General features: G+C 68.8%; 30 protein-coding genes and 3 pseudogenes. 16 read left to right on the plus strand and 17 right to left on the minus strand.

All coding sequences use genetic code 11. The annotated features are described in order from the left end of the window. Positions 1–128: 128 nt before the first annotated feature. The gene (locus ACIBVL_RS09870) at positions 129–698 is read right to left on the minus strand and encodes a hypothetical protein (protein WP_399094663.1); all 570 of its coding nucleotides are present in this window, start codon (positions 696–698) and stop codon (positions 129–131) included. 162 nt (positions 699–860) lie between these two features. On the opposite strand from ACIBVL_RS09870, the gene ACIBVL_RS09875 reads away from it, so the two are divergent. Both ACIBVL_RS09875 and ACIBVL_RS09880 read left to right on the plus strand, forming a co-directional pair. Continuing rightward, positions 861–1514, plus strand: coding sequence for a response regulator transcription factor (locus ACIBVL_RS09875; protein WP_399094666.1), 654 nt, complete (start codon positions 861–863; stop codon positions 1512–1514). After that, complete coding sequence (locus ACIBVL_RS09880) at positions 1511–2680, plus strand: sensor histidine kinase (protein ID WP_399094669.1); 1170 nt, start codon at positions 1511–1513, stop codon at positions 2678–2680. Before ACIBVL_RS09875 ends, ACIBVL_RS09880 begins: the two co-directional genes overlap by 4 nt. 560 nt (positions 2681–3240) lie before the next feature. Here ACIBVL_RS09880 and ACIBVL_RS09885 read toward each other — a convergent pair. From ACIBVL_RS09885 to ACIBVL_RS09910, 6 genes are all read right to left on the minus strand, one after another. Continuing rightward, positions 3241–4026: a L,D-transpeptidase family protein gene (locus ACIBVL_RS09885; RefSeq protein WP_399094672.1), complete on the minus strand. Its 786-nt coding sequence runs from the start codon at positions 4024–4026 to the stop codon at positions 3241–3243. Positions 4027–4226: 200 nt separating this feature from the next. Further along, complete coding sequence (locus ACIBVL_RS09890) at positions 4227–5426, minus strand: Ig-like domain-containing protein (RefSeq protein WP_399094674.1); 1200 nt, start codon at positions 5424–5426, stop codon at positions 4227–4229. Positions 5427–5628: 202 nt separating this feature from the next. Then, positions 5629–6837, minus strand: coding sequence for a CU044_5270 family protein (locus ACIBVL_RS09895; RefSeq protein ID WP_399094676.1), 1209 nt, complete (start codon positions 6835–6837; stop codon positions 5629–5631). Continuing rightward, entirely contained in the window at positions 6834–7382 is a 549-nt protein-coding gene (locus ACIBVL_RS09900; RefSeq protein ID WP_399094679.1) for an RNA polymerase sigma factor, read from the minus strand. The genes ACIBVL_RS09895 and ACIBVL_RS09900 overlap by 4 nt, the downstream gene beginning before the upstream one ends. A 277-nt stretch (positions 7383–7659) precedes the next feature. After that, complete coding sequence (locus tag ACIBVL_RS09905; protein ID WP_399094682.1) at positions 7660–8508, minus strand: transposase; 849 nt, start codon at positions 8506–8508, stop codon at positions 7660–7662. A 77-nt stretch (positions 8509–8585) separates the two neighbouring features. Further along, positions 8586–9548: a zinc-binding dehydrogenase gene (locus tag ACIBVL_RS09910; protein ID WP_399094896.1), complete on the minus strand. Its 963-nt coding sequence runs from the start codon at positions 9546–9548 to the stop codon at positions 8586–8588. Positions 9549–9642: 94 nt separating this feature from the next. Between ACIBVL_RS09910 and ACIBVL_RS09915 the strand changes: the two genes are divergently transcribed. Then, positions 9643–10275 (plus strand): TetR/AcrR family transcriptional regulator, encoded by a 633-nt coding sequence (locus ACIBVL_RS09915; RefSeq protein WP_399094684.1) that lies wholly within the window; start codon positions 9643–9645, stop codon positions 10273–10275. Here ACIBVL_RS09915 and ACIBVL_RS09920 read toward each other — a convergent pair. Both ACIBVL_RS09920 and ACIBVL_RS09925 read right to left on the minus strand, forming a co-directional pair. Beyond that, a complete protein-coding gene (locus ACIBVL_RS09920; RefSeq protein ID WP_399094687.1) occupies positions 10215–10934 on the minus strand; it encodes a saccharopine dehydrogenase NADP-binding domain-containing protein in 720 nt (239 codons plus the stop codon). The genes ACIBVL_RS09915 and ACIBVL_RS09920 overlap by 61 nt on opposite strands. A gap of 188 nt (positions 10935–11122) precedes the next feature. Further along, positions 11123–11632, minus strand: a complete 510-nt coding sequence (locus ACIBVL_RS09925) for a winged helix-turn-helix transcriptional regulator (protein ID WP_399094690.1) — start codon at positions 11630–11632, stop codon at positions 11123–11125. A gap of 160 nt (positions 11633–11792) precedes the next feature. On the opposite strand from ACIBVL_RS09925, the gene ACIBVL_RS09930 reads away from it, so the two are divergent. The 3 genes from ACIBVL_RS09930 to ACIBVL_RS09940 all read left to right on the plus strand — a co-directional run bounded on the left by ACIBVL_RS09930 (position 11793) and on the right by ACIBVL_RS09940 (position 15049). Continuing rightward, on the plus strand, positions 11793–12806 hold the full coding sequence (locus tag ACIBVL_RS09930; RefSeq protein WP_399094693.1) for an NADP-dependent oxidoreductase: 1014 nt from the start codon (positions 11793–11795) through the stop codon (positions 12804–12806). Between the two features lie 198 nt (positions 12807–13004). Next, positions 13005–14411, plus strand: a complete 1407-nt coding sequence (locus ACIBVL_RS09935) for an AMP-binding protein (RefSeq protein WP_399094696.1) — start codon at positions 13005–13007, stop codon at positions 14409–14411. Continuing rightward, the gene (locus ACIBVL_RS09940) at positions 14378–15049 is read left to right on the plus strand and encodes a hypothetical protein (protein WP_399094699.1); all 672 of its coding nucleotides are present in this window, start codon (positions 14378–14380) and stop codon (positions 15047–15049) included. The genes ACIBVL_RS09935 and ACIBVL_RS09940 overlap by 34 nt, the downstream gene beginning before the upstream one ends. A gap of 113 nt (positions 15050–15162) precedes the next feature. Here the strand turns inward: ACIBVL_RS09940 and ACIBVL_RS09945 are convergent, their stop codons facing one another. Next, complete coding sequence (locus ACIBVL_RS09945) at positions 15163–15663, minus strand: PaaI family thioesterase (protein ID WP_399094702.1); 501 nt, start codon at positions 15661–15663, stop codon at positions 15163–15165. Positions 15664–15756: 93 nt separating this feature from the next. Here ACIBVL_RS09945 and ACIBVL_RS09950 point away from each other — a divergent pair, with 93 nt between their 5' ends. Both ACIBVL_RS09950 and ACIBVL_RS09955 read left to right on the plus strand, forming a co-directional pair. Next, a complete protein-coding gene (locus tag ACIBVL_RS09950) occupies positions 15757–16224 on the plus strand; it encodes a winged helix-turn-helix transcriptional regulator (RefSeq protein WP_399094705.1) in 468 nt (155 codons plus the stop codon). Positions 16225–16343: 119 nt separating this feature from the next. Further along, positions 16344–16916, plus strand: coding sequence for a TetR/AcrR family transcriptional regulator (locus tag ACIBVL_RS09955; protein ID WP_399094708.1), 573 nt, complete (start codon positions 16344–16346; stop codon positions 16914–16916). 204 nt (positions 16917–17120) lie between these two features. On the opposite strand, the pseudogene ACIBVL_RS09960 reads toward ACIBVL_RS09955, so the two are convergent. Then, positions 17121–17363: pseudogene (locus ACIBVL_RS09960) on the minus strand (alpha/beta fold hydrolase); the annotation flags it as partial. Here ACIBVL_RS09960 and ACIBVL_RS09965 point away from each other — a divergent pair. Beyond that, entirely contained in the window at positions 17332–17544 is a 213-nt protein-coding gene (locus ACIBVL_RS09965; RefSeq protein ID WP_399094899.1) for a hypothetical protein, read from the plus strand. The pseudogene ACIBVL_RS09960 and the gene ACIBVL_RS09965 overlap by 32 nt on opposite strands. 150 nt (positions 17545–17694) lie before the next feature. Here ACIBVL_RS09965 and ACIBVL_RS09970 read toward each other — a convergent pair. From ACIBVL_RS09970 to ACIBVL_RS09980, 3 genes and pseudogenes are all read right to left on the minus strand, one after another. After that, positions 17695–18006, minus strand: a pseudogene (locus tag ACIBVL_RS09970) (pirin family protein); the annotation flags it as partial. Positions 18007–18021: 15 nt separating this feature from the next. After that, the gene (locus ACIBVL_RS09975; protein WP_399094711.1) at positions 18022–18300 is read right to left on the minus strand and encodes an aldehyde dehydrogenase family protein; all 279 of its coding nucleotides are present in this window, start codon (positions 18298–18300) and stop codon (positions 18022–18024) included. A gap of 296 nt (positions 18301–18596) precedes the next feature. After that, positions 18597–18965 carry a DUF1330 domain-containing protein gene (locus ACIBVL_RS09980; protein ID WP_399094714.1) on the minus strand — a complete coding sequence of 123 codons (369 nt, stop codon included), beginning with the start codon at positions 18963–18965 and terminating at the stop codon, positions 18597–18599. A gap of 131 nt (positions 18966–19096) precedes the next feature. Between ACIBVL_RS09980 and ACIBVL_RS09985 the strand changes: the two genes are divergently transcribed. Next, positions 19097–19720 (plus strand): TetR/AcrR family transcriptional regulator, encoded by a 624-nt coding sequence (locus tag ACIBVL_RS09985; protein ID WP_399094717.1) that lies wholly within the window; start codon positions 19097–19099, stop codon positions 19718–19720. 441 nt (positions 19721–20161) lie between these two features. Further along, positions 20162–20766: pseudogene (locus tag ACIBVL_RS09990) on the plus strand (transposase); the annotation flags it as partial. An 88-nt stretch (positions 20767–20854) separates the two neighbouring features. On the opposite strand, the gene ACIBVL_RS09995 reads toward ACIBVL_RS09990, so the two are convergent. From ACIBVL_RS09995 to ACIBVL_RS10005, 3 genes are all read right to left on the minus strand, one after another. After that, positions 20855–22042 carry an epoxide hydrolase family protein gene (locus ACIBVL_RS09995; RefSeq protein ID WP_399094720.1) on the minus strand — a complete coding sequence of 396 codons (1188 nt, stop codon included), beginning with the start codon at positions 22040–22042 and terminating at the stop codon, positions 20855–20857. A 67-nt stretch (positions 22043–22109) separates the two neighbouring features. Continuing rightward, positions 22110–22271, minus strand: coding sequence for a hypothetical protein (locus ACIBVL_RS10000; RefSeq protein WP_399094723.1), 162 nt, complete (start codon positions 22269–22271; stop codon positions 22110–22112). A 209-nt stretch (positions 22272–22480) separates the two neighbouring features. Beyond that, entirely contained in the window at positions 22481–23305 is an 825-nt protein-coding gene (locus tag ACIBVL_RS10005) for an SDR family oxidoreductase (RefSeq protein WP_399094726.1), read from the minus strand. 205 nt (positions 23306–23510) lie between these two features. On the opposite strand from ACIBVL_RS10005, the gene ACIBVL_RS10010 reads away from it, so the two are divergent. The 5 genes from ACIBVL_RS10010 to ACIBVL_RS10030 all read left to right on the plus strand — a co-directional run. Next, the gene (locus tag ACIBVL_RS10010) at positions 23511–24134 is read left to right on the plus strand and encodes a TetR/AcrR family transcriptional regulator (RefSeq protein WP_399094728.1); all 624 of its coding nucleotides are present in this window, start codon (positions 23511–23513) and stop codon (positions 24132–24134) included. A 757-nt stretch (positions 24135–24891) separates the two neighbouring features. After that, the gene (locus ACIBVL_RS10015; RefSeq protein WP_399094731.1) at positions 24892–25035 is read left to right on the plus strand and encodes a hypothetical protein; all 144 of its coding nucleotides are present in this window, start codon (positions 24892–24894) and stop codon (positions 25033–25035) included. Positions 25036–25189: 154 nt separating this feature from the next. Further along, entirely contained in the window at positions 25190–26005 is an 816-nt protein-coding gene (locus ACIBVL_RS10020; protein ID WP_399094734.1) for an oxidoreductase, read from the plus strand. A 107-nt stretch (positions 26006–26112) separates the two neighbouring features. Beyond that, complete coding sequence (locus ACIBVL_RS10025; protein WP_399094737.1) at positions 26113–26259, plus strand: hypothetical protein; 147 nt, start codon at positions 26113–26115, stop codon at positions 26257–26259. 29 nt (positions 26260–26288) lie between these two features. After that, positions 26289–26599: response regulator (locus tag ACIBVL_RS10030; protein ID WP_399094740.1), on the plus strand; the 311-nt coding region annotated here is incomplete at its 3' end.

The following is a 26599-nucleotide window of genomic DNA, read 5'->3' on the forward strand; positions in this document are numbered from 1 at the left end:
GTACGACGGCCGCCGCGCATCCCAGCATCACGACAACGAACGCGGTCACACCGCAGGACACGCGCCGGAAGGTTTTCCTGCGCGTACAGCCCCCGGAGCGAGCCGGGTCCCTCCTCGTGCGCTTCATGTCACCGCGCCGGCGTGGCAGCGAAGGGAACCTGAGGGTACTTCTTGCCACAGATCCCGTACGCCTTGTTCCACGCGGCGGGATCCACGTCCTGCGGCACCGTGAGGGCCGCACCGTCCTCCGGCTTCGGGTCGGCCACATCGGGCAGCCCGTTCTCGCGCAGGCATGCGGCGAGTCCTCGTGCCGCCTTCATGTCACCCGCGCGGAGCTTCTCCTGGAGCTGCTGCATGCCGGGGACCTTGGCATTGCACTTCTGCGTGTCCTCCTTCATATCCTTGGCTTTCTGCCCCGCTGCCGCGTCCTCTGCCGTGTCGGGCCCCGCGGCCGGCCTGCGAACCCCTCCGTCGTCGCCCATACGGAGCTCGGTGTGTCCCGCGTCGTGCATGCAGCGCAACCACGCCTGACGGATCGCGTCGGCGTCCTTGGGCCGCGCAGTGCTCCCACCGTCCCTGTCGGTGGCGGCTACTTCCGGGACCGGATCCTCCTGGACGAGTGAACAACCGGTGAGGGACAGCACAGCGGTGCCCGTCACGAGAGCGGCTGCCGCGACCCGTACAGCGCTGATCGACATCAAGGGATACCTCCTGGAGGTGGTTTGGCAGCAGGGGTGCCGCCGTGGCCGACTCAGGTGTATCCACGGCCGGGTTGGGTGCCGGTGATGATCGGCTAACCCGTACCTAACCTCTGCTCGCTCATGCTGGGGGTGCACACCGCCGCAGGAGAGGAGCCGCGCATGCGGGTACTGGTGGTCGAGGACGAGGAAGAACTCGGACAGATGATCGCCGACGGTCTGCGCGCCGACGGCATGACCGCGGACGTCGCCGGGGACGGGGCGAAGGCGCTGGAGATGGCCGCCGCTGTCGACTACGACGTCCTCGTACTCGACCGGGATCTGCCGATGGTGCACGGCGACGCGGTGTGCCGTGCCCTCAACACCGCTCGGTATCCCGCACGCATCCTCATGCTCACCGCGGCCGGCAGTTTGAGCGACATCGTGGAAGGGCTCGGCCAGGGGGCGGACGACTACCTGGCGAAACCCTTCTCGTATCTGGAACTCGTCGCCCGGCTCCGTGCCCTCGGCCGCCGCGGGCCGGGGACCGCACCGACCGTCCTCGAGCGGCGCGGCCTGCGGGTGGACACGGTACGCCGACTGGCCGAGCGCGACGGCAGACTACTGCGCCTTACCCCGCGGGAGTTCGGCGTGCTGGAGGCATTGATGGCCGCGGACGGCGGAATCGTCTCCTCGTCCGAGCTGCTCGACATCGTGTGGGACGGCGAGATGGATCCCTCCAGCGGCGTAGTCAAAGTGACGGTGCATCAACTGCGCCGGAAGCTCGGTGATCCAGCGCTGATCACGACCGTGCCCGGCTTCGGCTACCAGCTGTGAGACACCGACTCGGGGCGCTGCGCATCCGCACCCGGCTGGCCCTGCTGAACACCGCGGTCTTCACGGTCGGCGGCGGTCTGCTGCTGGCGGCCTCGTGGCTCAGCGCGCGCCAGATCATCGAGGCGAACAGCGCCACCATCGCACCGACTCCGGCCACGGCACCGGACTCCGGTGAGACAGGCGGGCCGGTGACCACCGTACCGGGGGCGTCGACGACTCGGTTCGACGCGTTCCGCGACGCGGTCCTGGCCGACCTGATGACACGCTCACTGCTGATCCTTGCGCCGCTCGCCGTGCTGTCGATCGCGGCCGCCTTCTGGATCGCCGGACGGTCCCTGTCCCGTATCGGTCAAGTCACCAGCACCGCACGGGACATCAGCGAGAACAGCCTGCACTCCCGCCTTCGTCTGGTCGGGCCGGACGACGAGGTCAAGGAACTGGCCGACACCTTCGACATGATGCTGGACAGGCTGGAACGCAGCTTCAGCGACCAGCAGTTGTTCACCGCTCATGCCTCCCACGAACTGCGCACCCCCCTGACCATCCAGCGGACGGCCCTGGAGATCCCGCTGGCCCACGGGAGGGTGCCCACAGCACTGGAGCCCGACATCCGTCGTGCGCTGGCCGCCACAGACCGCTGCGAGCGCCTCCTCGGCTCGCTGCTGGTACTGGCACGGGGGGAGAGCGGATCCCTGCACCGGCGACCCTCGGACCTCGCCGAACTGGTGCGCACCGCAGTCGCGGAGCTGCGCAGCGAGACGGACGCGGCCGACGTGGCCGTTCAGTCCGTCCTGCGCTCGGCACAGGTCATCGGCGACCCCTCCCTGCTGGCCCAGCTCGTCGCGAACCTCGTCACCAACGGCGTTCGCCATAACCATCGCGGCGGAACCCTGTGTGTCCGGACTCTGGACGACGGCTCGGGGTGGGCCCGCATCGAGGTCGAGAACACCGGCCCATTGATCGACGGCACCGAGCTTCCCGCTCTGTTCCATCCATTCCGGCGCGGCACCACACGGGTCAAGGGCTCCGGGCTCGGTCTCGCGGTGGTCAAAGCGGTCACCGACGTACACGGGGGCCGGCTGACCGCATCGCCCCGTCCAGGAGGCGGTCTCACGGTCCGGATCGAGTTCCGGACCGGTAGGCCGTTCCTCCCGCCGCCGCCCTGACCCGCCCGGCATCACTCTCGATGTCTCTCGCAACGGCCGATCCGTGACCGGTTCTCGGCTGCGTCATCGCCAGGCGGTCGCCCTCGCCCATGCCTTCAGTCACCGCCTCGCCGCAACTGCCCGATTGCCCCGGACAGTTCCCGCCGGACGTGGCGGAAGCCTCAGAGGCCCTGCGCAGCCGGGGCTTCCCCCGGTGCCGGCGACCTCTGCGGCGGCGCGTGGCAGGGTCCGGTGTTGAGGTCGCCCTCACGCGCTCCCCGGTCTTCTGGGCTGCCACCTCGTGCTCCAGGGCCGCGTCTCCCAAGGCGGTGAAGAACTCCTCGTCAAGCCCCGGGCCGAGCGCTTCGTCGTGCGTACGTGCCTGGACTGGACGAACTGGTTGTAGGCGGTCTGCCCCGCACCGAACCGCTCGGGCGTCTCCCACTCCTGGCCGGCCGGCACGGACTCGCCGGATCACCCCTCGAACTGCTTCCGCATCCGTTCGAGACAAGGGCCGCAGGTGTGAGTCGCACGGGTCGACTTCCGGGGGTGCCTTTGTCTTGTCTCTGACACCGTAGGCGTCACCGTTCGAGGGATGCGGCGTCCCCCATGACGATCACCGGGTGCTGGTCGGGGTCGAGGGTGCGCAGGAGATGTTTCATGTGCTTCTGCGCCACGCTCACACAGCCGTGCGTGGGCCCGCCGTGGTCGACGTGCAGCCAGACACCGCCGCCCTTGTCCGCGCCGAGGGGGCGCGTCCAGTCGAGGGGGGAGGTTCCGGGTTTGCGGTTGTAGTTGATCGCGACGACGTAGTCGAAGGAACCCGCGAGCGGTTCTCCCTCGAAGCCCGTGCCTCCGATGGTGAAGCTCCGTGAGCGATCGTAGGGTAATTGGCTGCCGGGATCGGCGAGCAGTCCGCCGGCGTCGGTGAGGGTGAACACGCCTATGGGAGACCGGAGATCGCCGAGCCGGTGGTCGTCCGTCCAGCCCTTGAGAGCATTGTGGGCCGGCCAGACGGCTCCCGCCTCCCAGCCCGCGCCGGTGCGCCGGTAGAGCACGACGTTCGCTTCCGAGGAGTTCTTGCCCCGCCCGGTGACCAGCACAACCTGGCGCGCGTTCGCGGGAATCCCGCCCCGTGTCCGCGGGCCCAGGCCCGGCAGCCGCTCGAGGACGGACGTGGCCGACGCTTCGCTGCCGGCTGGTGTCCGGCCGGGCCGGGCCTGCGTCGTGCCGGTGACGGCAGCCGATGGGCCGGGCGTTCCGGTGGCCGTCGGCCGGGCGGCGTCGGCCGTCCCGACGTGCACCTCCGTCCCCGCGCATCCGACGAGCGTGCTGGACAGAACCAGGACCACGGCCTGCACCGTCATTCGGTTCAGGGCCGGGATGGTGGTCGTGCGACGGTCGCCGGCCGGAGCACCCGGAAGCCACCGGCGGGGCCGGCGGTGTATCGATGAAGTAGCCATGGGGGTCAATCTGTATGGGGCCGGTCGGGAATTGGGCAGGTCCGACGCACGGAGCCCGTCCGGTTCGCAGGCGGCCACGACGGTTACGGGAGTGTCCGACCGCGTCAGCGCGCGGAGCCCGCCTTCCACTGCTCCCACGGCATGTTCCAGCCATTGAGGCCGTTGTCGGGGGCGATCGTCCCGTCGTGGGACTTCCGCACCACGACGACGTCGCCGAGGAGGGAGGTGTTGTAGAACCAGGCGGCGTCCTGGGAGGCGTCGTTGCCGCCCTTGACATCATTGAGTCCGACACAGCCGTGGCTGATGTTGGAGTTTCCGAACACCGAGTCGGCGCCCCAGTAGTTGCCGTGGATGAACGTGCCCGACGTGGACAGGCGCATGGCGTGCGGAACGTCGGGTATGTCGTACTCACCGGCGAAACCCACGGTGGCTCCGTTCATCCGGGTGCTGATCAGCTTCTCCGATATCACCATCTGGCCGTTCCACGTGGGCGAGTTGGCGGCGCCCGCCGTGATGGCCAGCGTCTTCCGGGTCTTGCCGTCGCGGACGACCGTCATCCGGTGCGTGGAGGCGTCCACGGTGGAGATCTGACTTCGGCCGACGGTGAAGCGGACGGTCTCGTCCTGGTCGCCGTAGGCGCCCTCGGCCCCTCTGACTCCATCGAGGCGACTCTTGACGACGATGGTGGAGTTGGCCTTCCAGTACTGCTCCGGACGAAAATCAAGGCGTTGCGTACCGAACCAGTGGCCGACGACGGTCTGTCCGCTGCTTGAGCTGACCTCGATGGCCGACTCCACGGCCTTCTTGTCGGCGATCGCTTTGTCGAACGTGAACGAGACCGGCATCCCCACACCCACCGTGGATCCGTTGCCCGGGGTGAAAGTGCCGGTGAAACGGGCGGACTTGGCCACGGTGGTGAAAGCGATCCTCTTTGTCACCTTGCGCCCATCTGCGCCCGCGGCCACCACGCTCAGTCGGTAGGCGGTGCCGTACTCCAGGACGGCACTGGGTGCCCAGGTGCTGCCGTTGGAGGAGACGACGCCGTGTACGGCCCTGCCGTTCGCCGTGGCCAGGGACACCTTGGCTATCCTCCCGGCCTCGACCGTGACGCGGCCACCGCGCCTGACGGACACATGCTTCTGCCCGTCGGCGGCGTGGGATCTTATGTGCGGCGTGGCGGCGGCCGCAGCCGGCGATGCCTTCGCACGGTCACGCTCGTCCTCCGGCCCGTTACTGCAGCCGGTCAGAAGACCTACCGACATCGACAGAGCGGCAAGGGCCGCCGCCGGGCGGGTGCGGTGCATGGAATCTCCGTAGTGCGCGTCAGGTGGTGTGCCCCACCGAGTCGTGGAAAATGCATGACAGAAGGCGCAAAGGCGGGGCGACGGGGCTGTGAGGAGGTTGGCTCCGCCCCGCTCGTGCCCATCAGCCCGGACCTGCTTGCGTCGCGGCTGATGCATGCGCCCGGACGAGGGGATGCCCCGTACCGCTGTCCCGGGGCAGGGGTCAGTGCCGGGCGTTCTTCGGCACTGTGATCTGCCGCTCCGCCCATTCCATCCGGGTGGTCGCCTCGTAGTTCACCGTCGTGCCGGTGACCAGTCCGGCCTCTTGTGCGATGGCCGACGGCTCCACCAGGATGGTCTGCTCGGAGAGCAGTGCGCCGGTGGACGGGTCCACCACCAGTCGCTGTTCCATGCTCCCCAGCGTGGTCGCCGCCTCGATGGGGAGCGTGATGCCCATGCCCTTGCGGCCCAGCGGGTCGGTGATGGAACCCTGGACGCGGATGCCTGGCAGGTCCGCGAGCACACGGTACGCGGCTGCCCGGGTGCCTGGCTTCACCGGCATGGTGATGAGGTCGGCCGTACGGCGCAGCATCCAGGCCGTGCGACCGCCGCTGCTCTCAGCACCGCCGTCCTGCTCGTACAGCCGCTCGATGTGTCGGCCCAACTGTGCGCTGTCGGTGGGCAGTTTCCGCAGGTCCTGGTAGGAGACGCTCTCCGGGCCGAGGGCGTAGATCTTGTTGTCGTTGTCGGTGCGCATGACCATCGGCCGGCTCGTTCCGATCGTGTAGCCCAGTCTCATCCGACCGTCGGCACCTGCCGGGCCCTCTACTCGGCGTGGTGAACCAGCGGCCCGCCAGCGTTCCTCGTCCGCCGCGGTACGGGGCGCGGTCTTGGCGTTCAGGCCGGTGACCATCAGGCTTTGGGTGCCCGGGCGCACTCCGACCGACCATTCCGAGGACGAGGTGGTGCGTAGGGCGAAGCGCCGTCCCCGCTCACCGACTACGTCCACGGTCTCCGACCGGCCGGACACCTGCCAGTACGTTCCCTCGGCAGTCGAACTCTCCGCCGCCTTTGCCACGCCGAGCAGTTCCATGCGGCCGTTCAGCGCGGTCGCGGTGGCGGACGGCGGGCGGGTGCCGGCTTGCGTGCTCGTGGGCCCGGGCGGGTCCTGCTGGACGAGGGTGGCGACCATGACCGCGGACACCGCGACGGTCGCGGCTGCCCCGAGCGGCAGGAGCCGTGGTCGCAGCCATGCCGAAGGGTTTCTGGTCGGCCTCTCCTGCGCTTCGGTCATGATCCTGGCCAGGTCCTCGCGCTGCCTCCGGGAGCCCGCCAAGGCCGCCGGGTCCAGTTCGGCGGGCCGGGCGTCGGCGAGCGTCTTCAGGACGTCGTTGCGGCGCGCGGACCGTTCGTGTGTCTTCCTCGTGTTCATGTGAGCGCTCCTTCGGGGTCGGTGCGGCGCACCGCCGGTGCGGGTTGTGTGGGCACGGCCTCCATCGCCCGTTCCAGCCGACGACGGGCCCGGTGCAGCCGGACCGTCAAGGTGGTGGTGGCACAGCCCAGGACTCGTGCGGCCTGCTTGGTGCTCAGCCCGTGCCAGGCGACCAGCGTCAGCAGTTCCCGGTCGGTGTCGGACAGGCTCGCCAGGGCCTGCAGCGCGGCCTCGCGATCGATCACACCTGTGGCCACGTCCTCCGCCTCGGCCCGGCCGCCGATGCCGATGCGCTGTGCCTCCTGGGCGGCGAGGGCGTACTGGTGGCTGTCCCGGCGACGCAGCTCCCGCACCAGGTTGCGGGCCACACCCAGGAGCCAGGGCAGCGGCGGCTGCGGCAGGTCGCGCATCCGTCTCCAGGCAACGGTGAAGGTCTCGCTGGTGATGTCCTCCCCGATCTGCCGTCCCACCTGGCTTGTGACATAGGCGAGTACGCGCGGATAGCACTCCTCGTAGACGTCCCGGAAGCGTTGGGCTTGGGTCACGCGCCGTCTCCTCGTCTCGGCTCTGTCAGCAAGTAATGCGCCTGACGGCCGAGTTATTACAGCCCGACAGAAATTCGTACGGCCGAGACGGGTCTCGCGCTGCCCTCGGTCGCCGTCGTCGCGAAAGAAGGCGTGCCACCGCCGAGCACCACGGCACCACTGGTGTCGCAGCCCGGCGCAGGGCGCTGCACGCGGCTCAGCGCGCGGTGTACCGGGAGGCGCTGGAGCATCTCGCGGAGCACCGCAGCAGGGCCGTGGTCATCGTCCGCGGCGGCCGTCAGGTCCTGGTCCCCGCACCACGTCCCGCCGAGATCCCACCAGCTTGGCATGCCCCCGGCGGAGGTGTCCTCGACCCGGTCACGGGTCGTCCAGCCGCCGACTGGCGGGTCGCCACCGACGGCCGGCTGATCCTCAGCACCCCATCATGGTCCCGGCTCCCGAGCGTGCGGGCGGGCCGCAGCAGCCGGATGTCCTGCTCGGCCAGTTCGTGTTCGAAGCCCCGGCCGAAGTAGTTCTTGTCTCCGATCAGCGTCTGGCCGGGCCGGGCGGTGACAAGCTCCGGTTCGGCGGCGAGCAGGTCCAGCAGGGTCTCGCGCTCGTCGGCCTTGGCCCCGGTCAGGGAGAAGGCGACGGGCAGGCCCTGGAGGGTGCACACCAGGTACAGTCGCAGGCCCCAGAAGAAGCGGCTGTGGCCGGCGCAGTAGCCGTACTCGGCACATCCGGCCAGGTCGGAACGTTTGACGGTCTCGCGGGAGCGGCCGCATTCCACCGGCGCGGAGTCCACGATCCACACGTCGTCGCTCCATACGGAGGTATCGGCGGCCAGCAGTCGGATGACGCGCCGCAGCAGACCGGCGGCCTTTCGCAGCCGCTTGTTGTAGCCGGGTTGCTTAGGCCGGTACGGGAACAGACGTCGCAGGTGGGAGCGGGCGTGCCGGAGCCACCTGGCCTCGGAGGTGAAGCCGAGCATGGCCTGCATCATCGCCAGGGTCACCAGCTCGGCGTCGCTGAGCTGCGGCGCCATGCCCACGGCCGGCCGCCATGGCCCGAACTGCGGCGAACCCTTCAGCAGATCATCGGTCCTCACGTAGAGCGCGGTCGCGAGGGAGTCCAACTCTGTCTTCACGCACCGACATTGGACTCCCTCGCGTCGACTGAGCAGGGGGCGTGGCAACGTGGCAATCCCAGCGTGGATACCTTCGACTACGGTGTCAGCACGATCCTGCCGAAGACCTCGCCCGCGTCCATTTTCTGGTGCGCCAACACGGCTGCGTCCAGCGGCAGCACCTCGTGCACCACTGTTTCGATCTCGCCCCGGCTCGCTGCGGCGAACAGCTCGCTCCGCACGGCACGCCGTTCGGCTGCGGTGACGGTGGCTGCGCTGAAAGCGGCGAAGGACATCGACTTCTGGAACGCCGCCATGATCTTCGTGCCGAAGTCCGCCGGTGGCTGGCCTGCGACAGCGCCCACGGCCACCATGCGGCCGTTCGGGTTGAGCCGGTCGAAGAACGACGGCATGTCCTTGCCGGCCACCACGTCGATGATGACGTCATAGCCCGCGGGAGATGGTTCCCCTCCATCGCCGGAGCGGTCCAGCACGTGGGTCGCGCCGAGGCGTCGCAGTTGCTCGCCGCGCTCGGCCGAGGAGGTGGTGACCGCCACTGCGGCGGCGGCGCCGTGAGCAGCGAGTTGCACTGTCATGATCCCGATGCTGCCGGCCGCACCACGCACCAGAACCGTCTCCCCGGGAGCGAAGTGGGCGTGGCGGAGCCCGAAGTGGGCCACCACGCCGGAGCTGCCGAGTGTCACCGCATCGACTGCGGACAGGTTCACGGGCAGGGGAACGATCTCCTCGACCGACGCGAGGGCCTGTTCGACGTAGCCTCCGCCGGTGCCGGTGAAGGCCCACACCCGCCCGCCGATCCACGACGCGTCGACGCCGTCACCGACCGCGGTCACGGTACCCGCCACCTCGCTGCCCGGGATGTGGCCCTCCTTGAAGCCGTAGGCGGCCAGAGCCCCGCTTCTGATCACGGTGTCGACACCACCGACGCCCACCGCCTCGGTGGCTATCAGTACCTGCCCGGCAGCAGGTGCGGGTACCGGCAGGCCGACAACAGCCAGACCGTCAGGACTTCCGAACGTCTGGATCGAGATTGCCTTCAATGTGGTCTCCAGGTTCTCGGACAGCTCCAGCACGAGAGCTTCTACGTCTGGGACGGTAATGGACGCCCCCGTCCGCTTAGGTAAAGTGAGAGTGGTGACCGACCGTTTGCCTCATACGTTGCGTTCCGACGCGCTGGACAACCGCGAACGCATCCTCGACGCGGCCCGAGCGCTGTTCTCCACCGATGGCCTGGACGTGCCGATGCGGGAGGTCGCGCGGCGTGCCGGGGTGGGACCTGCCACCTTGTACCGTCGTTTCCCGGCCAAGCAGATGCTGGTCGCCGAGGCCTTCGCGGACCAGCTGAATGCATGTCGCGCCATTGTCGACGAGGGGTGCGCCGATCCTGATCCGTGGCGTGGCCTGTGTCTGGTGATCGAGAGGATCTGTGAGCTGCACGCACGCGATCGGGGATTCACCGAAGCCTTCCTGTCGACCTACCCAGAGGTGAAGGATGTCGCCGCAGGCCGCGAGTACACGGTGAAAGCAGTCGCCGAACTGGCTCAGCGAGCCAAGGAGGCGGGGCACCTGCGGTCCGACTTCGTCCTGGACGACCTGATTCTCATACTCATGGCTAACAAGGGGATCCACGCCTCATCGACCGCCAGCCAGGTCAGGGCCTCCCGACGCTTCGCAGCGTTGGCGATCCAGGCGTTCGAAGCCTGCCCTCAGCACGCACCACTACCACCAGCGGCACGGCTGGCATCCGCAGCACCGGACAGCACCTGACCGCCTAGGCAGCTAGCTAGTCGACTAGTACTCCAGCAGTACTTCGTGGCTTGACCTGGGGAATCTTCGAGCGGTGGGAGTGTAGCGGGCAGGATGCCGTCACGGACGGCTTCTGCCCGCACACCCCTCGAAGGAGTGCCCACGACGGCAAGGCGCAACTCGTCGCCCTGCCCGGCACGGGTGATGAAGTAGCCGGCCTCCACGTGGCGTGCCCGCTCGCCCGCCCGCGTCAGGGCGAGCGCGCCGGCGAGGTTGCCCGGCACGTAGTCGTAGCCGAACGCGGGCACCAGGGTCGCTCCCCGGAGGGCCGCGGCCGCGTCCAGTTCAAGGAGGACGCGGCGGGCGAAGGTCCCCTCCCCCGTCGAGTCGAAGTAATGGGCCCCCACCCGTGCGGCAGCCGTGACCGCCGCCATGCCCAGCCGCATGAACGGGCCGATCGTGGAGACGACGACATCGCTGGGCTCCAGGAGGCGCGTGAGGTCGGCCGTCGAGGTGACGTCGACCTCGGCCACCGGCAGGTCCGCCTCGAAGCGGTCGGCCAGGGACAGCATCCTGGTCCGGCTCCGGCCGACCAGGGTCGGCTTCTCCCCTCGTGCGAGCAGTTCCCGGAGCACCCGCTGCCCGGTGTACCCCGTCGCACCCAGCAAGAGCACTGTCACGCGTGCGCTGCCCCTTAGTCATTCACTGACTTCAGGTCATTGAAAATACGATGGTGCGCATGCGAGGCCCACACCGATCCCGCTGCGGGAACCGCACAAAGGTCCACCTCCATCACGTCCGGGCCAGACGGAGTGAGCACACCCCGGCTGAATGAGCCGCAGAAGCTCCTGACACCACCGCGCTCAGTTCACTCAGCGGGCCTCAGACGAAAGGCCGGGCCGGGGATGCTCTCAATCTCTTCCGCCTGTACGGCGTGGCCCCGGTCGCAGCGGATCTGGGCGTCGACGTGCGCGCCGCATCCACGGTGCCTGGACAGCATGGCCGGGCCCTCCGGGTCGGCGCGGTAGCGGTCGCCCCACTGCAGGAGCCCCATCACGGCCGGGACCAGATCCACACCCTTGGGCGTGATCACGTACTTCGGCCGGCTGCGCGAGCCCGGCTCCTTGTAGGTCTCGGTTGCCAGGATCCCTTCCTCCACGAGCATCCGAAGCCGCGCCGCGAGGAGGTTGCGAGGACAGCCGAGGACGCGTTCGAACTCGCCGAAACGGGACGAGCCGTAATAGACCTCGCGCAGGATCAGGATCGTCCACTTCTCGCCCACGACCTCAAGGGTCCGGGCGATCGAGCAGTTCGACGCGTCCCGGTCGAGTCGGGGGTCCACGCCGGCGTCCCGCAGAGCTTCGGTCGTTGCATCCATGGGGGTGATTCTAACCTCATCTGAGTTTACTTTTCCATACTCAGCCAGTAGCGTCATGGTCGGCACATCAACCCGGCCGCACGCGAGAAACGGGCGCGCAGAGGGACCTGCCGTAAGACTCGCATCAACCACCGGACACCCACACAGGAAGGCCGCCGGCATGCAGGCGTTCGTCGTCGAGAAGTACGGCAAGGACGGCGTCCGCGCCGCAGAGGTACCCGAGCCCACCGTCGGAGACCGCGACGTCCTGGTCAGAGTGAGCGCCGCCAGCATCAATCCGCTGGACAAAATGGTCCGCAACGGGGAGTTCAAGCAGCTGCTGAAGTACAAGCTTCCGTTCGTGCTCGGCCACGACGTGGCCGGCGTCGTGACACAGGTCGGCTCCGCCGTACACGGTCTCAAAGTCGGCGACGAGGTCTACGCCCGGCCGCGCGACCTGCGGATCGGAGGCTTCGCGGAGTTCATCGCGATCGACGCGGACGACGTCGCGCCCAAACCCGCCTCCCTCACCCTCCAGGAGGCAGCCGCGGTGCCGCTGGTGGCCCTGGCCGCCTGGCAGGTCCTCGTCGAGCGCGCCCATGTGAAGCCGGGTCAGAAGGTACTCATCCACGCCGGTGCCGGAGGCCTCGGGTCGACGGTCATCCAGCTCGCCAAGCACCTCGGCGCCACGGTGGCGACGACCACGAACACCGAGACCGAGGAGCTGGTCAAGAACCTCGGCGCCGACCTCGTCGTCGACTACACCAAGGAAGACTTCTCCAAGGTGCTCTCCGGCTACGACCTGGTGCTGGACTCCCTGGGCGGGGCGAACCTCGAGAAGTCGCTGACCGTGCTGAGGCCCGGCGGCCTGGCCATCAGCGTCGTCGGCCCGCCCGACGCCGGTTTCGCCAAGCAGCTCGGTGCCCCCTCTTTCCTGGGCCTGGTCATGAACACCCTCAGCCGCAAGATCCGCAAGCGGGCCAAGGCGCTGGGCGTGCGCTACGAGTTCTTCTTCATGGAGGCCAACGGCTCCCAGCTGCGCAAACTCGGCGCCCTCTACGACAGCGGGAAGCTCCGCCCGGTCATCGACAGCACCTTCCCCTTCGACCAGACACTCGGGGCGATGGCGCACGTCGAGCAGGGCCGCACCAAGGCCGGCAAGGTCGTGGTCTCGATGGTGCACGGCAACGACTGAGACGCGGCCGACAACAGCCCCTCCGTTCGGGCACGGCCACCGGAGGGGTCACGACACCGCCGCGATCCAAAGGGCGACTACGGTCGCGGAGAGCCGCAGTTATAGGGGTTCCGCGCCATTCGGCACGCCGTATGCCTGCGGCCCGGCGCGATCGTCAGCGTCTCCCCCTGGACCGACCTCACGCTCCAGAACCCGGCGGTGGACGCCAACGAGACGAACGACAAGATGCTCAGCCGGGGCACGCTGGAGCTCTTCCGGGGCGCCTGGCTGCAGGACCCCGCCGTGGACTTCACATCCCCCGAGATCAGCCTCGTGCACCCGGAGAGCTTCTGGCTGAAGGCGGCGGAGGGCATCGACTGGGATGTCGCTCCGCACCGCGCCCTGGACTCCTCGGGCGCGCCCTTCTACCGCTGGTTTCCCGACGGGCGGCTCAACGTCTGTTTCAACGCGCTCGACCGGCACGTCGAGGCCGGCCGGGGTGAACAGCCCGCGCTCGTCTACGACTCACCCGTGACCGACATCCGACGCACCTACACCTACGGCGCAGCTGAGGAACGAGGTGGCGGCCTTCGCCGGAGTCTGGCGGGGCTCGGCGTGGGGCACGGCGACCGAGTGGTGATCTACATGCCGATGGTCCCCGAGGCCGTCGTCGCGATGCTGGCCTGTGCACGGATCGGCGCGGTCCACTCGGTCGTCTTCGGCGGGTTCGCCGCCCGCGAACTCGCCCTGCGCATCGACGACGCGGCCCCCAAAGTCGTCGTCTCCGCCTCCTGCGGCATCAAGGGCAAGCGCGTCATCGCATACAAGCCCCTGCTCGACCGGGCGATCGAACTCGCCGTCCACAAGCCCGACAAGAGCGTGATCCTGCAACGCCCGCAGGAGCGGGCAGAGTTGGGGCCCGACGATCTCGACTGGGCCGACGCGGTTGCGGCCGCAACGCCGGCCGACTGCCTTCCCGTCGCCGCCACCGATCCCCTCTACATCCTCTACACGTCCGGAACGACCGCAAAACCCAAGGGAGTCGTACGCTACTGCGGCGGCTACGCGGTCGCGCTCCAGTGGTCGATGGGCGCCGTCTACGACGTGGGCCCGGGAGAGACCATGTTCACCGGCTCCGACGTCGGCTGGGTTGTCGGCCACTCGTACATCGTCTACGCGCCCCTGCTGGCCGGCGCCACCTCAGTCCTCTACGAGGGCAAGCCGGTCGGCACCCCGGATGCGGGCCAGTTCTGGCGCGTGGCCGCCGAGTACCGGGTCAAGACCATGTTCACCGCGCCCACCGCCTTCCGGGCCATCCGCAAGGAGGACCCGAAGGGAACGCTCACCGCGGATCACGACCTGAGCGGCCTGCGTCACCTCTTCCTCGCCGGCGAGCGCCTCGACCCCGAGACCTACCACTGGGCGAGCGCGCTCCTGGGCATCCCGGTGATCGACCACTGGTGGCAGACCGAGACCGGCTGGCCATCGTCGCCAACCCGGTCGGCATCGAGGCCGCTCCCGTCAAACCCGGCTCTCCCACCCGCCCGCTCCCGGGCTGGGACGTCCGTGTCCTCGGCCCTTCGGGCGAGCCCATGCCCGCGGGCGTCGACGGCGCGATCGTGGTGAAGCTTCCCCTGCCTCCCGGCGCACTGCCCACTCTCTGGAACGACGACGACCGCTACGTCGCCTCCTACCTCCCGGCCTACGACGGCTACTACCTCACCGGCGACAGCGGCCACATCGACGACGGCTACGTCTTCGTCATGGGCCGCACCGACGACGTCATCAACGTCGCCGGACACCGGCTGCCCACCGGCAGCATGGAAGAGGCCCTGGCCGCCCATCCCAACGTCGCCGAATGCGCCGTCATCGGCGTAGCCGACACCCTGAAGGGCCAGATCCCGCGCGGTTTCGTCGTCCTGAAAGCCGGCACCGACCGCGAGCCGGGCGAGGTCGAGGCCGAACTCGTCCCGCTCGTACGCGAGCGCATCGGCGCCGTCGCCTCCCTCAAGGACGTCACGGTCGTGGTCGCCCTTCCCAAGACCCGCTCGGGAAAGATCCTGCGCAAGACCATGCGCGGCATCGCCGACGGCCACGACGAACCCATCCCCTCCACAGTGGACGACCCCGGCGTCATCGAGGCGCTGCGCCCGGTTCTCCGCCGTGCCGATCACAAGGAGTTACGGGCTGCCGCCGACGCGCGCCACAGCCGTTTCACCTCGCACTCCGGCGTTCTGCGCCGCGGTCGAGGGAGTCCGGCATAGCCGCACAAAGATCACTCTGCGCAGGTCAGACAGTGAGAGGGAGAGGAGGCGGAAGAGGGGTGAGACATCGGTGCGTGTGGGGCAAGGCTCGATTCACCGGTTGCCGCTGAGGGTCACCGTTGAGAGGAAGGCACCGGGAAGAGCATGCAGCTACTGGTGGCATGCGCGAGCAGCCGGTCCGACCCGTCGAACAACTGCGCCTGCGCGAGGGCGGTTTGACGACTCTGGCTGACAACCGTGCCGATCGCCCGCACCGTGCCCGTGTCCACGGTGATCCGCCGCAGGAACTTCACCGTCAAGTCCAGCGAGGTGTACGCCACGCCCTGCGGCAAGGTTGACTGAACGGCGCAGCCGGCCGCCGAGTCGAGCAGGGTGGCGAAGATGCCGCCGTGCACGCTGCCGATCGGGTTGTAGTGCTCCTCCCCCGGCGTCAGCGAGAAGACCGCCCTGCCGGGCTCCACCTCGTCCAGGGCGAAGTCGATGCTGTAGCTGATGGGCGGCCCCGGCAGTCGCCCCGCTTGCAGCTCGCGCAGGAAATCGATGCCTGCCATGCGCCCGGCGGCTTCCGCCAGGATCGCGGGATCTTCCCATTGATACGTACGTGTTCGACCCACGACCGAACGCCTTCCCGTCTGACTTTTACAAGCGAAGCTAGCCGCGGGCTCACCTGACTGTCAACGGCGAAGCCAGGCCCTTACGATGGCGGGATGGAGTGGCTTGAGGCGAGCACGGAGAACTGCCCCATCCAGCGCACGCTCGACGTGGTCGGGGAGAAATGGACGCTGCTGATCCTGCGTGACGCCGTCAACGGGGTCCGCCGCTTCGACGACTTCCACCGCCACATCGGCCTGTCGGAAGCCGTCCTCAGTGACCGCCTCCGAAAGCTGACCTCGGCGGGGATCCTGAGCACTGCCCCCTATCGGGAGCCCGGGAGCCGCGTCCGCAAGGAATACCGCCTGACCCGTAAGGGCTGGGACTTGTGGCCCGCCCTCATGGCGCTGAGCCAGTGGGGCGAGGCATACGCCCTCGGCCCCGAGGGCCCCGTGCTGGACGTGCGCCACACCGACTGCGAGGCTCCGGTCCGGGTCGTCGTCGAGTGCTCCGCGGACCACTCCGCCCTCACTCCGAGGGAAGTCACCGCCCGGCTGGGACCCGGCGCCCGCCGCCGGTCCTGAACCATCGGTCAGGACTCGCGGGCCGGTGAAATCGCCTACGGTCATGATATTACGTGCGTCAGGTCATACCTTGGGCTTGGCACGGGGCAATGTCCTCGCGGAGCGAATGGAGGAAGCTCGTGGTGCGCTACACCAAGGAGCACAAACAGGTGACCCGGCAACGGATCATCGAGACGTCCGGCCAGCGATTCAAGCAGGACGGCATAGACGGCTCGGGCATCTCCACGCTGATGTCGGACGCCGGGCTCACCAACGGGGCCTTCTACGCGCACTTCGCCTCCAAGGACGACCTCGTCGCCAACGTCATCGCCGACCAACTGCGCACGCAGATCGCCGCGTACGGCACGCTGCGGCCCGGCCGCGCTGGACTCGAGGACCTCGTCCGCGAGTACTTGTCGCCTGCGCACCGGGACCACCCGGACACCGGATGCCCCTCCGCCGCCCTGCTCGACGAGATCGGCCGCTGCGAGGACGCGACCAAACAGGCCTACACCGACGGCGCGCGGAACATCCTCGACGAGATCGCCGCCCGCCTGTCACCTGGAAACCCGCAGTCCGCTCGCGGTAAGGCCATCGGGCTCTACACCATGATGGTGGGAACGCTGCAGTTGTCCCGCGCCCTCTCCGACCGGAAGTTCGCCGACGAGGTCCTCGAGCAGGGCATCGAGAACGGCCTCGCCTTCATGCGCTGAGTGGCGCCGCCGGGGCTTCGCCAGCCAGAAACACACGTCCCGCATGGCGGCCCCGGACACCGGTCTGGTCATCGCCGGACCTGCGGGCAGCACTCCGACTGGGCCGCCCGAGCCGCTCACCCAAAGACATTGCGGCTCTGAGGCAGCCTCCTCGGCCCGGGCGTCGACCGTACTGCGCGCCCGTAATCGTTCGAGGAACTCGAGCGCCGTCTGCACGAACTGGTCGTGGAACTCGAAGATGCCGCCATGGCCGGCGTCGGGATAGATCACCAACTCGCTGTTCGGCAGTCGCCGGGCCAGGTCGTGCGAGTTCTTCGTCGGGACCATTCTGTCGCTCTCGCCATTGGCGACGAGCACCGGCTGCTTGATGACGGAGAGATCGTGGGGCTTCTCCAGGCCCCAGCGGTGAATGGCCTTGAGCTGGTTGCTGTACGAGATGAGGGAGATCGCCCTGTCCCGGCCGTTTTACGCCGTCACCGACATCCTGCAACTCCAGCGACGTATCCGCCGCTACAACACCGACCACGACGTTCCCCACGGCGACATCGTCACCCTGGCCCTCGACACCTGGCTCCGTGCCAAAGGCTACCCGCCCGACCTCACCCCACCCCAGCCCGAGACGCCATGAGCGGGTAGCCAGACCGGGTTGTGGGTGCGGGCCGCACCCGTGACGCCATCGAGGATGCCGGCGTGGAGGTCGATCGTGATGCATGTACACGTGTTCATCGCGATGGGCGAGTTCGCGGTGGATGATGCCGCGCCCGGCGGTCATCCACGGCACCTCGCCGGGCTCCAGGGCGTCGGCGTGGCCAAGGTTGCCGCCGTGTTCGAGGACGCCGTCGACCACGATGGTGACGATCTCCAGACCGCGGTGGGGGTGCCGTTCGAACCCGGGGTTGAGAACCAGCCCCTGACCGGGCGAGAAAGGGGTCGATCGGCACGAAGACCAGGGCCTTGCCGCCGACCTGCGCGTCGGGGCACAGCTGCTGCTTGGTGGTGAAGCAGCGGCTCGCGCCCCTGAGCAAGTCTCCTCTCCCCGGCCGGGACGGGATCGACGTGGGAGTGGATCGATCACGAACCGGGACCGCACGTCGCTGTTACTCGCTCATTCGAGTCGCCGGGATCCGAACATCCCCCTGCGCGCCGCGTGGCTGCGGGTGCTCCATGAAGTCGGCCTGCGCGGGTCCAGGGGGGGGAGATCTACAGCGTCGATCATTGGGTCCAGGGTGCGGACAGGAAGCGGAGGTGTCCCGTCACTCGGAACCGAGGTCCGGCAGGCCGAGCTGACCGTCTTGAGCTGGGTGTACTCGTAGAGGGCCTCGATGCCCTTTTCTCGGCCGATACCGCTCATCTTGTAGCCGCCGAACGGTGTCTCGATGCTCATGGCGCCGCCGTTGACGGCTACCTGCCCTGAATCGATTGCGATGGGCCACGGCGATCGCGCGATGGGCGCCCTCTCGGAGTAACCCGGCACGTACCTTGCTCCGGCGTTCGCGCCGCGCCGGGCGCCCACGCCGCCCGGCGCACTGCCGGCGTCAGTCGGAGGGCCGAGGTCTGTTCGGCTCGCTGTCGTGCGGCGGCTTTTATACCGACGCCGAGGGCAAGGGCCTGGAGATCGCCCGCAGGATGCGCACCGGCACGGCCGGTTGTCTGGATCAGGACTCCGTGGCGATACGGGTTTCAGGGCTTGAGGACTGCCAGTAGATCGTCGAGCGAAGCGTTGGTGGGGTCGCTCAGTTCGACGCCGTCGAACGTCTGCCAGATGTAGGACGCCGTCGCGTCCTCCCGCAGCGGATGCAAGTCGGCCAATTCCGGATTGTCCCGGAAGCTGTTGAACGCCTCTTCGGAGTCCCATTCAACGACGATCAGGACCTGCCGCGGCGCGAGGTCACCGGTCACGTTGTTCCGGAAACGGCCAAACGTCACCACTCGGCCACCATATTGCGGGGCCGCTTCGGGTAGACGGCTGAAGTACGCGAGGTACTTCTCCACGTCGACCACGTCGAACAGGTTCAGGGCGTAGAACTTCTTCTGCGAATTTTCGCTCATTGCCAACGCTCTCTTCGGTCTGGACCAAGCCGGTCCGGTGACCTCAGGACCGTTGTGGACTGAACAGTAAGAAACCTAGATGGTTCTGTACTGGGTTGTCAAGAAGGGTGGGTCGGCTTTACCTTCGATGCATGGCCAGACCACGAAGCTTTGACCCCGACCACGTCCTGCATGCCGCCGAGCGGCAGTTCCGCACCTCGGGCTACAACGGCACGAGCGTCGACGACATCAGCGCCGCCACCGGCCTGGGCCGCGGCAGCCTCTACGCCGCGTTCGACGGCAAGCACGGCGTACTGCTGCAGGCCATGACCAGCTACTTCGCCCGGCTCGGGCAGGGTCCGCCGAAGATGCTCGCCGGACCGGACGAGGGCGCCCTGGAACGACTGCACGCCTACCTGCTCCGCGCCGTCCACGGAGTGCCACTCGCCCCCGACGTACCCCCCGCCCCCGACCGGACGGCCGCGACCTGCTTCGCCGCCAAAATGGCCCTGGAGATCGGCGCCTCCGACCCCGAGGTGAAACGCCTGGCCAACGACTGCTTCTCCGTCGTCCGCACGGCGGTGGCCGAGTGCGTGCGAGCGGCCCAGCGCAACGGCGACATCGACCCCGACGCCGACCCCGACGACCTCGCCTACCTCCTGCTGACCGTCATCCGCGGCAGCGATGTCGTAGGCGCGTACGGCCACAGTCCCGCCCGCCTGACCTCCATCGCGGAAACCGCATTCGCACTCCTGCCCCGCCCACGCCAAAGCTGAGAAGGGCACGGCCGGCCTCGTTGCACCGGCACCTGACGCGGTCGGCCCACTTCGACGCCGCGGAGGCACGGCCCGCAGGCTTACGCGCCGCCGGGCGTCGCCTGGGCGGCTGGCCGAAGAACTGCGCCCGCATCCCGTCGAGTTGCTCCACCGCATGCGCGGTGTCGCCGGGCTTGAACTGCACGGTCAGCCGGCCGAACGCCTCGCCGTCGGCAGACGGTGGTACTTCGGCCGCCGCTGCGCCAACTCGGACCGTGTTGGCAGGAATTCGCGCCAGTGCTCCGCCTCGGTGCCTCGTAGAGCTGGGTACCGTCCCCGCGGATGCGGGCAGCGGTACGGATTCCCGCTGGGCGTCGACGAGTCGGCGACCGGTCCGATCGTCGTCATCCTGCGCGAGCGTCAGCCCGACGTCCTGCTCACCCACGTGGCGAATGACCCCCGTTGATCACCGCGTGGAAGGACCGGCACCGCTCGGTCAGCGACCATCAGGGCGCCTACGACATACGGGAGATCGTGAACGCGATCCTCTATCAGGGACGGACCGGTTGCCAGTGGTCCTATCTCCCGCACGACCTGCCGCAGAAGAGCGCGCCGTACTACTACTTCGCCGCCTGGCGGGACGACGGGACCGACCAGGTCATCCATGAACTCCTGCGCTGCCAGGTCCGCGAACGCGCCCGACGATTAGAGGACCCGACCCTGGTGGTGCTGGACACCAAGAGTGTCCATGTGGCCGCCGGGGTCCCCGCCGTCACGATCCGGCCAAGCGGGTGCCCCGCCGCAAGCGGGGCCTTGCCGTGGACGTCCTCGGCCTGGTCATCGCGGTCGTCGTCCTCGCGGCGAACACCCACGACAACGCGGGCAATCTCCTGCTTGACCAGGTCGCCGAGCACGCCGGCGGAACCGTCCGCAAAGCCCTGGTCGACCAGGGCTTCAAGAACCAGGTCGTCGCACACGGCGCCGGCCTGGGGATCGACGTCGAGATCGTCCAACGCAACCCGCAGGTCAAGGGGTTCGTGCCACAGCCGAAGCGGTGGAGGGTCGAATGGAACGGGCGACGGCTTGGCCAAGCAACGACGTCCCGGTCGCCTCCGACCTCGGCTTGGAGAGCGCGGCGTGCGACGGCGTGACGACTCAGTGGGTCAGTTCCCGGAAGAAGGTGCGGATGTCACCGACGAGCAGTTCGGGCTGTTCCATGGCGGCGAAGTGGCCGCCGCGGTCGAACTCGGTCCAGTGCACGACGTTGGCGCTGCGTTCCGCGAGGGCGCGGATGGGCAGGGCGTCGTAGGGGAAGACCGCGACGCCCAGCGGGGTGGGTGACCGCTCTGGCCGGGCTCCGACCGGGTCGGCCGACTGCTGCGGGCGGTTCGCCGGGTGGGTGACCTCGTAGTAGAAGCGGGCCGATGACGCGGCGGTGTTGGTCAGCCAGTACAGCGTGATGTTCGTGAGCATGTGGTCGCGGTCGACTGTCCCCCCGTTGGGGTCGATCCACTCCTTGAATTTCTCGGCGATCCAGGCGAGTTGCCCGGCCGGAGAGTCGGCCAGGGCGAATCCGATGGTCTGCGGCCGGCTCGCCTGGAGGGCGAAGTAGGCGCTGCCCTCGGCCCGGATCCGCAGGTTGAGCTCGAGCTTGGCCTTGTCTTCCGGGCTGACGTCGTCGAGCTCGCCGGGGGCGCCGGTGGGGTCGGTCGTCAGGAAGTTGACGTGTACGCCGATGACGTGGTCGGCATCGACGTGGCCCAGTGCCTGGGAGACGAACGAGCCCCAGTCGCCGCCCTGAGCGCCGTAGCGCTCATAGCCGAGGCGGGCCATCAGCTGCGCCCAGGCGCGGGCCACCCGCGTGGGGTCCCAGCCGCGTTCGGTGACCGGGCCCGAGAACCCGTACCCGGGGAGGGACGGGATGACCAGGTGGAAGGCGTCGGCAGGGTCGCCACCGTGTGCACGCGGGTCACTCAGGGGGCCGATCACCTGCAGGAACTCGAGGAACGAGCCGGGCCAGCCGTGCGTGAGGACCAGCGGGGTGGCATCGGGCTCGGGTGAGCGGACGTGCAGGAAGTGGATGTTCTGACCGTCGATCGTGGTGGTGAACTGCGGCAGTTCGTTCAGCCGCTTCTCCCAGACGCGCCAGTCGTAGGTGGTGCGCCAGTACTCGGCCAGCTCGCTCAGGTAGTCGACCGGGACGCCCATCTCCCATTCTGTGCCGGGAATCGAGTCGGGCAGCCGGACGCGGCCGAGGCGCTCTCGTAGGTCGTCCAGGTCGGCCTGCGGGATGTCTATACGGAACGGGCGCACGGAGGCGTCACCCTCGGAGTTGTTTGTCATGTCCTTGTGTCTTTCCGTGTGTGGGGAGAGAGCGACCGGATCCAAGCGGCCGCCTCGGCGGCATGGATCAGGCCAGCAGGGTGCCGACTGGCATCCGGCCGGGGTGGCGACGGGCGACGAGGGCGGGGTTCTTCTCGCGCACCTCTTCGACGCCGTACTGCTCGTTCTGCATGGCTACCCGTATGAGGTCCGAGCCGAGGTTGGCGCCGCCGTGCATGGCCAGCGCCATCCCGTTGATGTCGGGCGTGGGGACCTTGCCGTCCGGCGTCGCGAAAACTCCGGCCGGCGCACCGCAAGCGCGCTTGGTGAAGGTGTCGAAGGCCCGGTCGGGTCGGAGGCGGCTGAACAGAGCAGCGGTGACGCACGCCGCTGAGCCTGCTGTTGCGGGTGTGCCCTGGTGAGGGTCGACGGCCAGACGCGTACTTACCGCCGCTGGGTTCAGGCGGGGTTGCCCTGGGACAGGGTGGAGATGTGGGCCCAGTCCTGCCAGGTCTTGAGGCGCTCGGCGTATACGGGGGGAAGCAGCTCCAGGCCCGCGGTGCCGAAGAAGACGCGCAGCGGCGGGGTGTCGGCGTCGACGATCTTCAGCAGGGCCGGTCCGGCCGCCGTGGGGTCGCCGATCTTCATGTTGCGCCAGCCCTCGGCCACGGCCGCGCGCACGCCGTCGTAGACGGGCAGCTGCTCGGCGAAGCTGGCGGAGGCGCCGGACCAGTCGGTGGCGAAGCCGCCGGGCTCGACCAGGGTGACCTTGATCCCAAACGCGGCGACCTCCTGGGCGAGGGACTCGGTCAGGCCTTCCAGGGCCCACTTGGAGGCGTGGTAGCCGCCCAGGTTGGGGAAGGTGGTCACGCCGCCGATGGTGGAGATCTGCACGATGTGGCCGCTGCCCTGCTCGCGCAGCAGGGGCAGGGCGGCCTGGGTCACCCACAGGGCGCCGAAGAAGTTGGTCTCCATCTGGTCGCGGACCTGCTGCTCGGTCAGTTCCTCGACGGCGCCGAACAGGCCGTAGCCGGCGTTGTTGACGACGACGTCCAGGCGGCCGAAGTGGGCGTGCGCCCGCTGCACGGCCTCGGTGGCGGCGGCCTTGTCCGTCACGTCCAGGGTCAGCGCAAGGATCGCCTCGCCGTGCGCGGCGACCAGGTCCTTCAGGGAGTCGGTGTTGCGGGCGGTGGCCGCGACCTTGTCGCCGCGCTGAAGGGCCGCCTCGGCGAACTGGCGGCCGAAGCCGCGCGAGGAACCCGTGATGAACCAGATCTTGCTCATGGGGACACTCCTACTCGAAACGAGGTGTTGTAGAGAGGTGTTGTAGAGGGACTGCAACTCAGCCTGAGACTCAGTTGCGTGAGCGCATACGAGCTGGACCAAGCCGATCCGGTGAGCCCAGGACGGTTGTGTACTGGACAGTCGGAAACCTAGGCGGTTCTGTACTGGGTTGTCAAGAATGGTGGGTCGGCTTTACCTTCGATGCATGGCCAGACCACGAAGCTTTGACCCCGACCACGTCCTCCACGCCGCCGAGCGGCAGTTCCGCGCCTCGGGCTACAACGGCACCAGCGTCGACGACATCAGCGCCGCCACCGGCCTGGGCCGCGGCAGCCTCTATGCCGCGTTCGACGGCAAGCGCGGCGTGCTGCTGCAGGCGATGGCCGACTACTTCGCCCGGGTGGGGCAGTCTGCGCCGAAGATGCTCGCCGGACCGGACGAGGGCGCCCTGGAACGACTGCACGCGTACTTGCTCCGCGCCGTCCACGGAGTGCCACTCGCCGCCGACGTACCCCCCGCCCCCGACCGCGCGGCGTCGGCCTGCTTCGCCGCCAAGATGACCCTGGAGATCGGCGCCTCCGACCCCGAGGTGGAACGCCTGGCCAAAGACTGCCTCTCCGCGGTCGTGAGGGCGGTCGCCGAGTGCGTGCGAGTGGCGCAGCGCCACGGCGACATCGCCCCCGACGCGGACCCCGACGACCTCGCGTACCTTCTGCTGACCGTCATCCGCGGGACCGATGTCGTGGGCGCGTACGGCCACAGCCCCGACCGCCTGACCTCGATCGCGGAGAGCGCGTTCGCCTTGCTGCCTCGCCCGCGCCACCACTGACAAGGCCACGGCCGGCCCCGTCGCACAGGCTCCGATGCGGCCGGCCCACTTCGACACCGCGAAGACACGGCCCGCAGGCTTACGCGCCGCCGGGCGTCGCCTGGGCGGCTGGCCGAAGGACTGCGCCCGCATCCCGTCGAGTTGCTCCACCGCATGCGCGGTGTCGCCGGGCTTGAACTGCACGGTCAGCCGGCCGAACGCCTCGCCGCCAGCAGACGCTGGTACTTCGGCCGCCGCTGCGCCAACTCGGACCGCGTGTGCAGGAATGCGTGCCAGTGCTCCGCCTCGGTGCCCTCGTAGAGCTGGGTGTCCTCCGCGCGGATGCGGGCAGCGGTACGGACTCCCGCTGGGCGTCGACGAGTCGGCGACCGGTCCGATCACCGCCATCCTGCGCGAGCGTCAGCCTGACGTCCTGCTCGCCCACGTGGCGAACGCCCCCGTGCCACCGGGACCACCACCAGGCACGGGCGACCACCCCGCTGTCGCGCAGGATCGCCCAGGCCCACGGCCACCACCGCGCACCCGGCCGCTCGTCGCCGCCCAGGGGTTTCAGTTCGAGCCGCGCCGGCCACAGGTCTGCGAGGTTCACCCCCGACCTGCTGCTGGACAGCACACCCGCGTCCGGCGTCGAGACCAAGGCGATGGGCTGCCTGACCGCGCAGGCCCGCAGGGTCCGTCCGAGCTGACGGCAATAGGCCCCCCTGCCTGTTCGTCAGGGGTCTCGGCGCAGGGCAGGGTGAAGGCCGGTCCCAGCCCGGTGACCGCGCCCGCCGGGGTCGCCGGCACCACCGTCCGACGCGGTGACGTGATCGCGGCCCACGACGACGGAGTGCTGCGCGTTCTCCTGCTGCGCCGCTCGCACACGCTCGGCCACCGCCGTCACGACCACAAAGAAAGGTAAAACCGACCCACCACACTTGACAACTCAGTACAGAACTGGCTAGGTTTCCGACTATTCAGTACACAACAGCCCTGAGCTCACCGGACAGGCTGGGTTCGGCCTTGCAGGACCGGTGCGGACCGTGTCGGTCATGCCCACAACCGAAGGAACCGCCATGCAGACAGCTCCCCGAGTGGCCCTCGTGACGGGTGCCTCCTCCGGGATCGGGCGGGCGGCGGCGCTCGCCCTCGTGGGCGTCGGCTTCACGGTGGTCGGCACGAGCCGCAACGCGGCCAAGGCCGAGCCGATCGCCGGGGTGACGTTCCTCGATCTCGACGTGGCCGACGACAACTCGGTCCGCTCCCTGGTCGGGGAGGTGATCGACCGTTTCGGCCGGATCGACGTCCTGGTCAACAACGCAGGCGTGGGCGCGGTCGGCGCCGGCGAGGAGAGCTCCATCAACCAGGCCAAGGAGGTCTTCGACATCAACGTCTTCGGCCTGATGCGGATGACCAACGCAGTGCTGCCCCACATGCGCGCCCAGGGCAGTGGCCGCGTGGTCAACGTCTCCTCGGTACTCGGTCTGATCCCAGCCCCCTTCATGGCCGTCTACGCCGCCACCAAGCATGCGGTCGAGGGCTACTCCGAGTCCGTGGACCACGAGCTTCGTGAGCACGGCATCCGGGTGCTACTGGTCGAGCCGGCCTACACAAGCACGAGTTTCGAGGCGAGCAGCATGGCACCCGACTCGCCCCTGCCGGTCTACGCCGCGCAGCGGGAGATCTCCCGAGACGTGCTGGCCACAGCCGTGCGCCACGCCGACCACCCGGACGTCGTCGCGAAGGTGATCGTCACGGCCGCCACCGATCCCAAGCCCAAGCTCCGCTATACCGCCGGCCCGATGGCCAAGCGCGTCAGCCTCCTGCGCCGGATCGTGCCCTCAAGCGCCTTCGACAGACAAGTCCGCAAGCTCAACCGACTGGCCGGCTGACCCCGCAGGACACCCGGCGCCGAGGGGACACACATGACCAGAACCAGAGACACCGAAGCCGGCATCAGCATCTGCCGTCCGACCGCTCTTGGCGAAGGCTGACACCCATGGAGTTCGAACACGCCACCTTCGACCTGCCCCACGGCACCTTTCACGCCCTGCAGGGTGGTGATCCCGATGGTCGACCGACGCTCGTCCTGCACATCGAGGCCCCCGCGGCCATCGCGGAACGGATCGCGTCATGGACCAAGTAGCGGATCACATCACTCGGGGTGGGAGACCTATGGCACAGACCGCGGACGCTGCGCGGACCGTCATCATGACCGTGGACGACGATCCCGGGGTGTCCCGGGCCGTCGCCCGTGACCTGCGACGGCGCTACGGCCAGTCGTACCGGATCGTGCGCGCGGAGTCCGGCGAGTCCGCGCTTCAGGCGCTGCGGGAGCTGAAGCTGCGCGGCGACCTCGTGGCGGTGATCCTGGCCGACTACCGGATGCCCCAGATGAACGGCATCGAGTTCCTCGAACAGGCCCTGGACATGTACCCGGGCGCCCGGCGCGTGCTGCTGACCGCGTACGCGGACACGAACGCGGC

Origin of the sequence: Streptomyces sp. NPDC049687 (genome assembly GCF_044465285.1) — a bacterium.
Classification (GTDB): domain Bacteria; phylum Actinomycetota; class Actinomycetes; order Streptomycetales; family Streptomycetaceae; genus Streptomyces.

Coding starts and splice junctions, on each gene's coding strand:
- ACIBVL_RS09925 (WP_399094690.1), bottom strand. CDS start 11,632: ATGGATGCAACGACCGAAGCTCTGCGGGACGCCGGCGTGGACCCCCGA.
- ACIBVL_RS10000 (WP_399094723.1), bottom strand. CDS start 22,271: ATGGCGCTGGCCATGCACGGCGGCGCCAACCTCGGCTCGGACCTCATA.
- ACIBVL_RS09980 (WP_399094714.1), bottom strand. CDS start 18,965: ATGAGCGAAAATTCGCAGAAGAAGTTCTACGCCCTGAACCTGTTCGAC.
- ACIBVL_RS09895 (WP_399094676.1), bottom strand. CDS start 6,837: ATGAACACGAGGAAGACACACGAACGGTCCGCGCGCCGCAACGACGTC.
- ACIBVL_RS09940 (WP_399094699.1), top strand. CDS start 14,378: ATGCCCGCGGGCGTCGACGGCGCGATCGTGGTGAAGCTTCCCCTGCCT.
- ACIBVL_RS09975 (WP_399094711.1), bottom strand. CDS start 18,300: ATGAGCATCGAGACACCGTTCGGCGGCTACAAGATGAGCGGTATCGGC.
- ACIBVL_RS09930 (WP_399094693.1), top strand. CDS start 11,793: ATGCAGGCGTTCGTCGTCGAGAAGTACGGCAAGGACGGCGTCCGCGCC.
- ACIBVL_RS10010 (WP_399094728.1), top strand. CDS start 23,511: ATGGCCAGACCACGAAGCTTTGACCCCGACCACGTCCTCCACGCCGCC.
- ACIBVL_RS09995 (WP_399094720.1), bottom strand. CDS start 22,042: ATGACAAACAACTCCGAGGGTGACGCCTCCGTGCGCCCGTTCCGTATA.
- ACIBVL_RS10005 (WP_399094726.1), bottom strand. CDS start 23,305: ATGAGCAAGATCTGGTTCATCACGGGTTCCTCGCGCGGCTTCGGCCGC.
- ACIBVL_RS09870 (WP_399094663.1), bottom strand. CDS start 698: ATGTCGATCAGCGCTGTACGGGTCGCGGCAGCCGCTCTCGTGACGGGC.
- ACIBVL_RS09950 (WP_399094705.1), top strand. CDS start 15,757: ATGGAGTGGCTTGAGGCGAGCACGGAGAACTGCCCCATCCAGCGCACG.
- ACIBVL_RS09985 (WP_399094717.1), top strand. CDS start 19,097: ATGGCCAGACCACGAAGCTTTGACCCCGACCACGTCCTGCATGCCGCC.
- ACIBVL_RS09875 (WP_399094666.1), top strand. CDS start 861: ATGCGGGTACTGGTGGTCGAGGACGAGGAAGAACTCGGACAGATGATC.
- ACIBVL_RS09885 (WP_399094672.1), bottom strand. CDS start 4,026: ATGACGGTGCAGGCCGTGGTCCTGGTTCTGTCCAGCACGCTCGTCGGA.
- ACIBVL_RS10025 (WP_399094737.1), top strand. CDS start 26,113: ATGGAGTTCGAACACGCCACCTTCGACCTGCCCCACGGCACCTTTCAC.
- ACIBVL_RS09890 (WP_399094674.1), bottom strand. CDS start 5,426: ATGCACCGCACCCGCCCGGCGGCGGCCCTTGCCGCTCTGTCGATGTCG.
- ACIBVL_RS10020 (WP_399094734.1), top strand. CDS start 25,190: ATGCAGACAGCTCCCCGAGTGGCCCTCGTGACGGGTGCCTCCTCCGGG.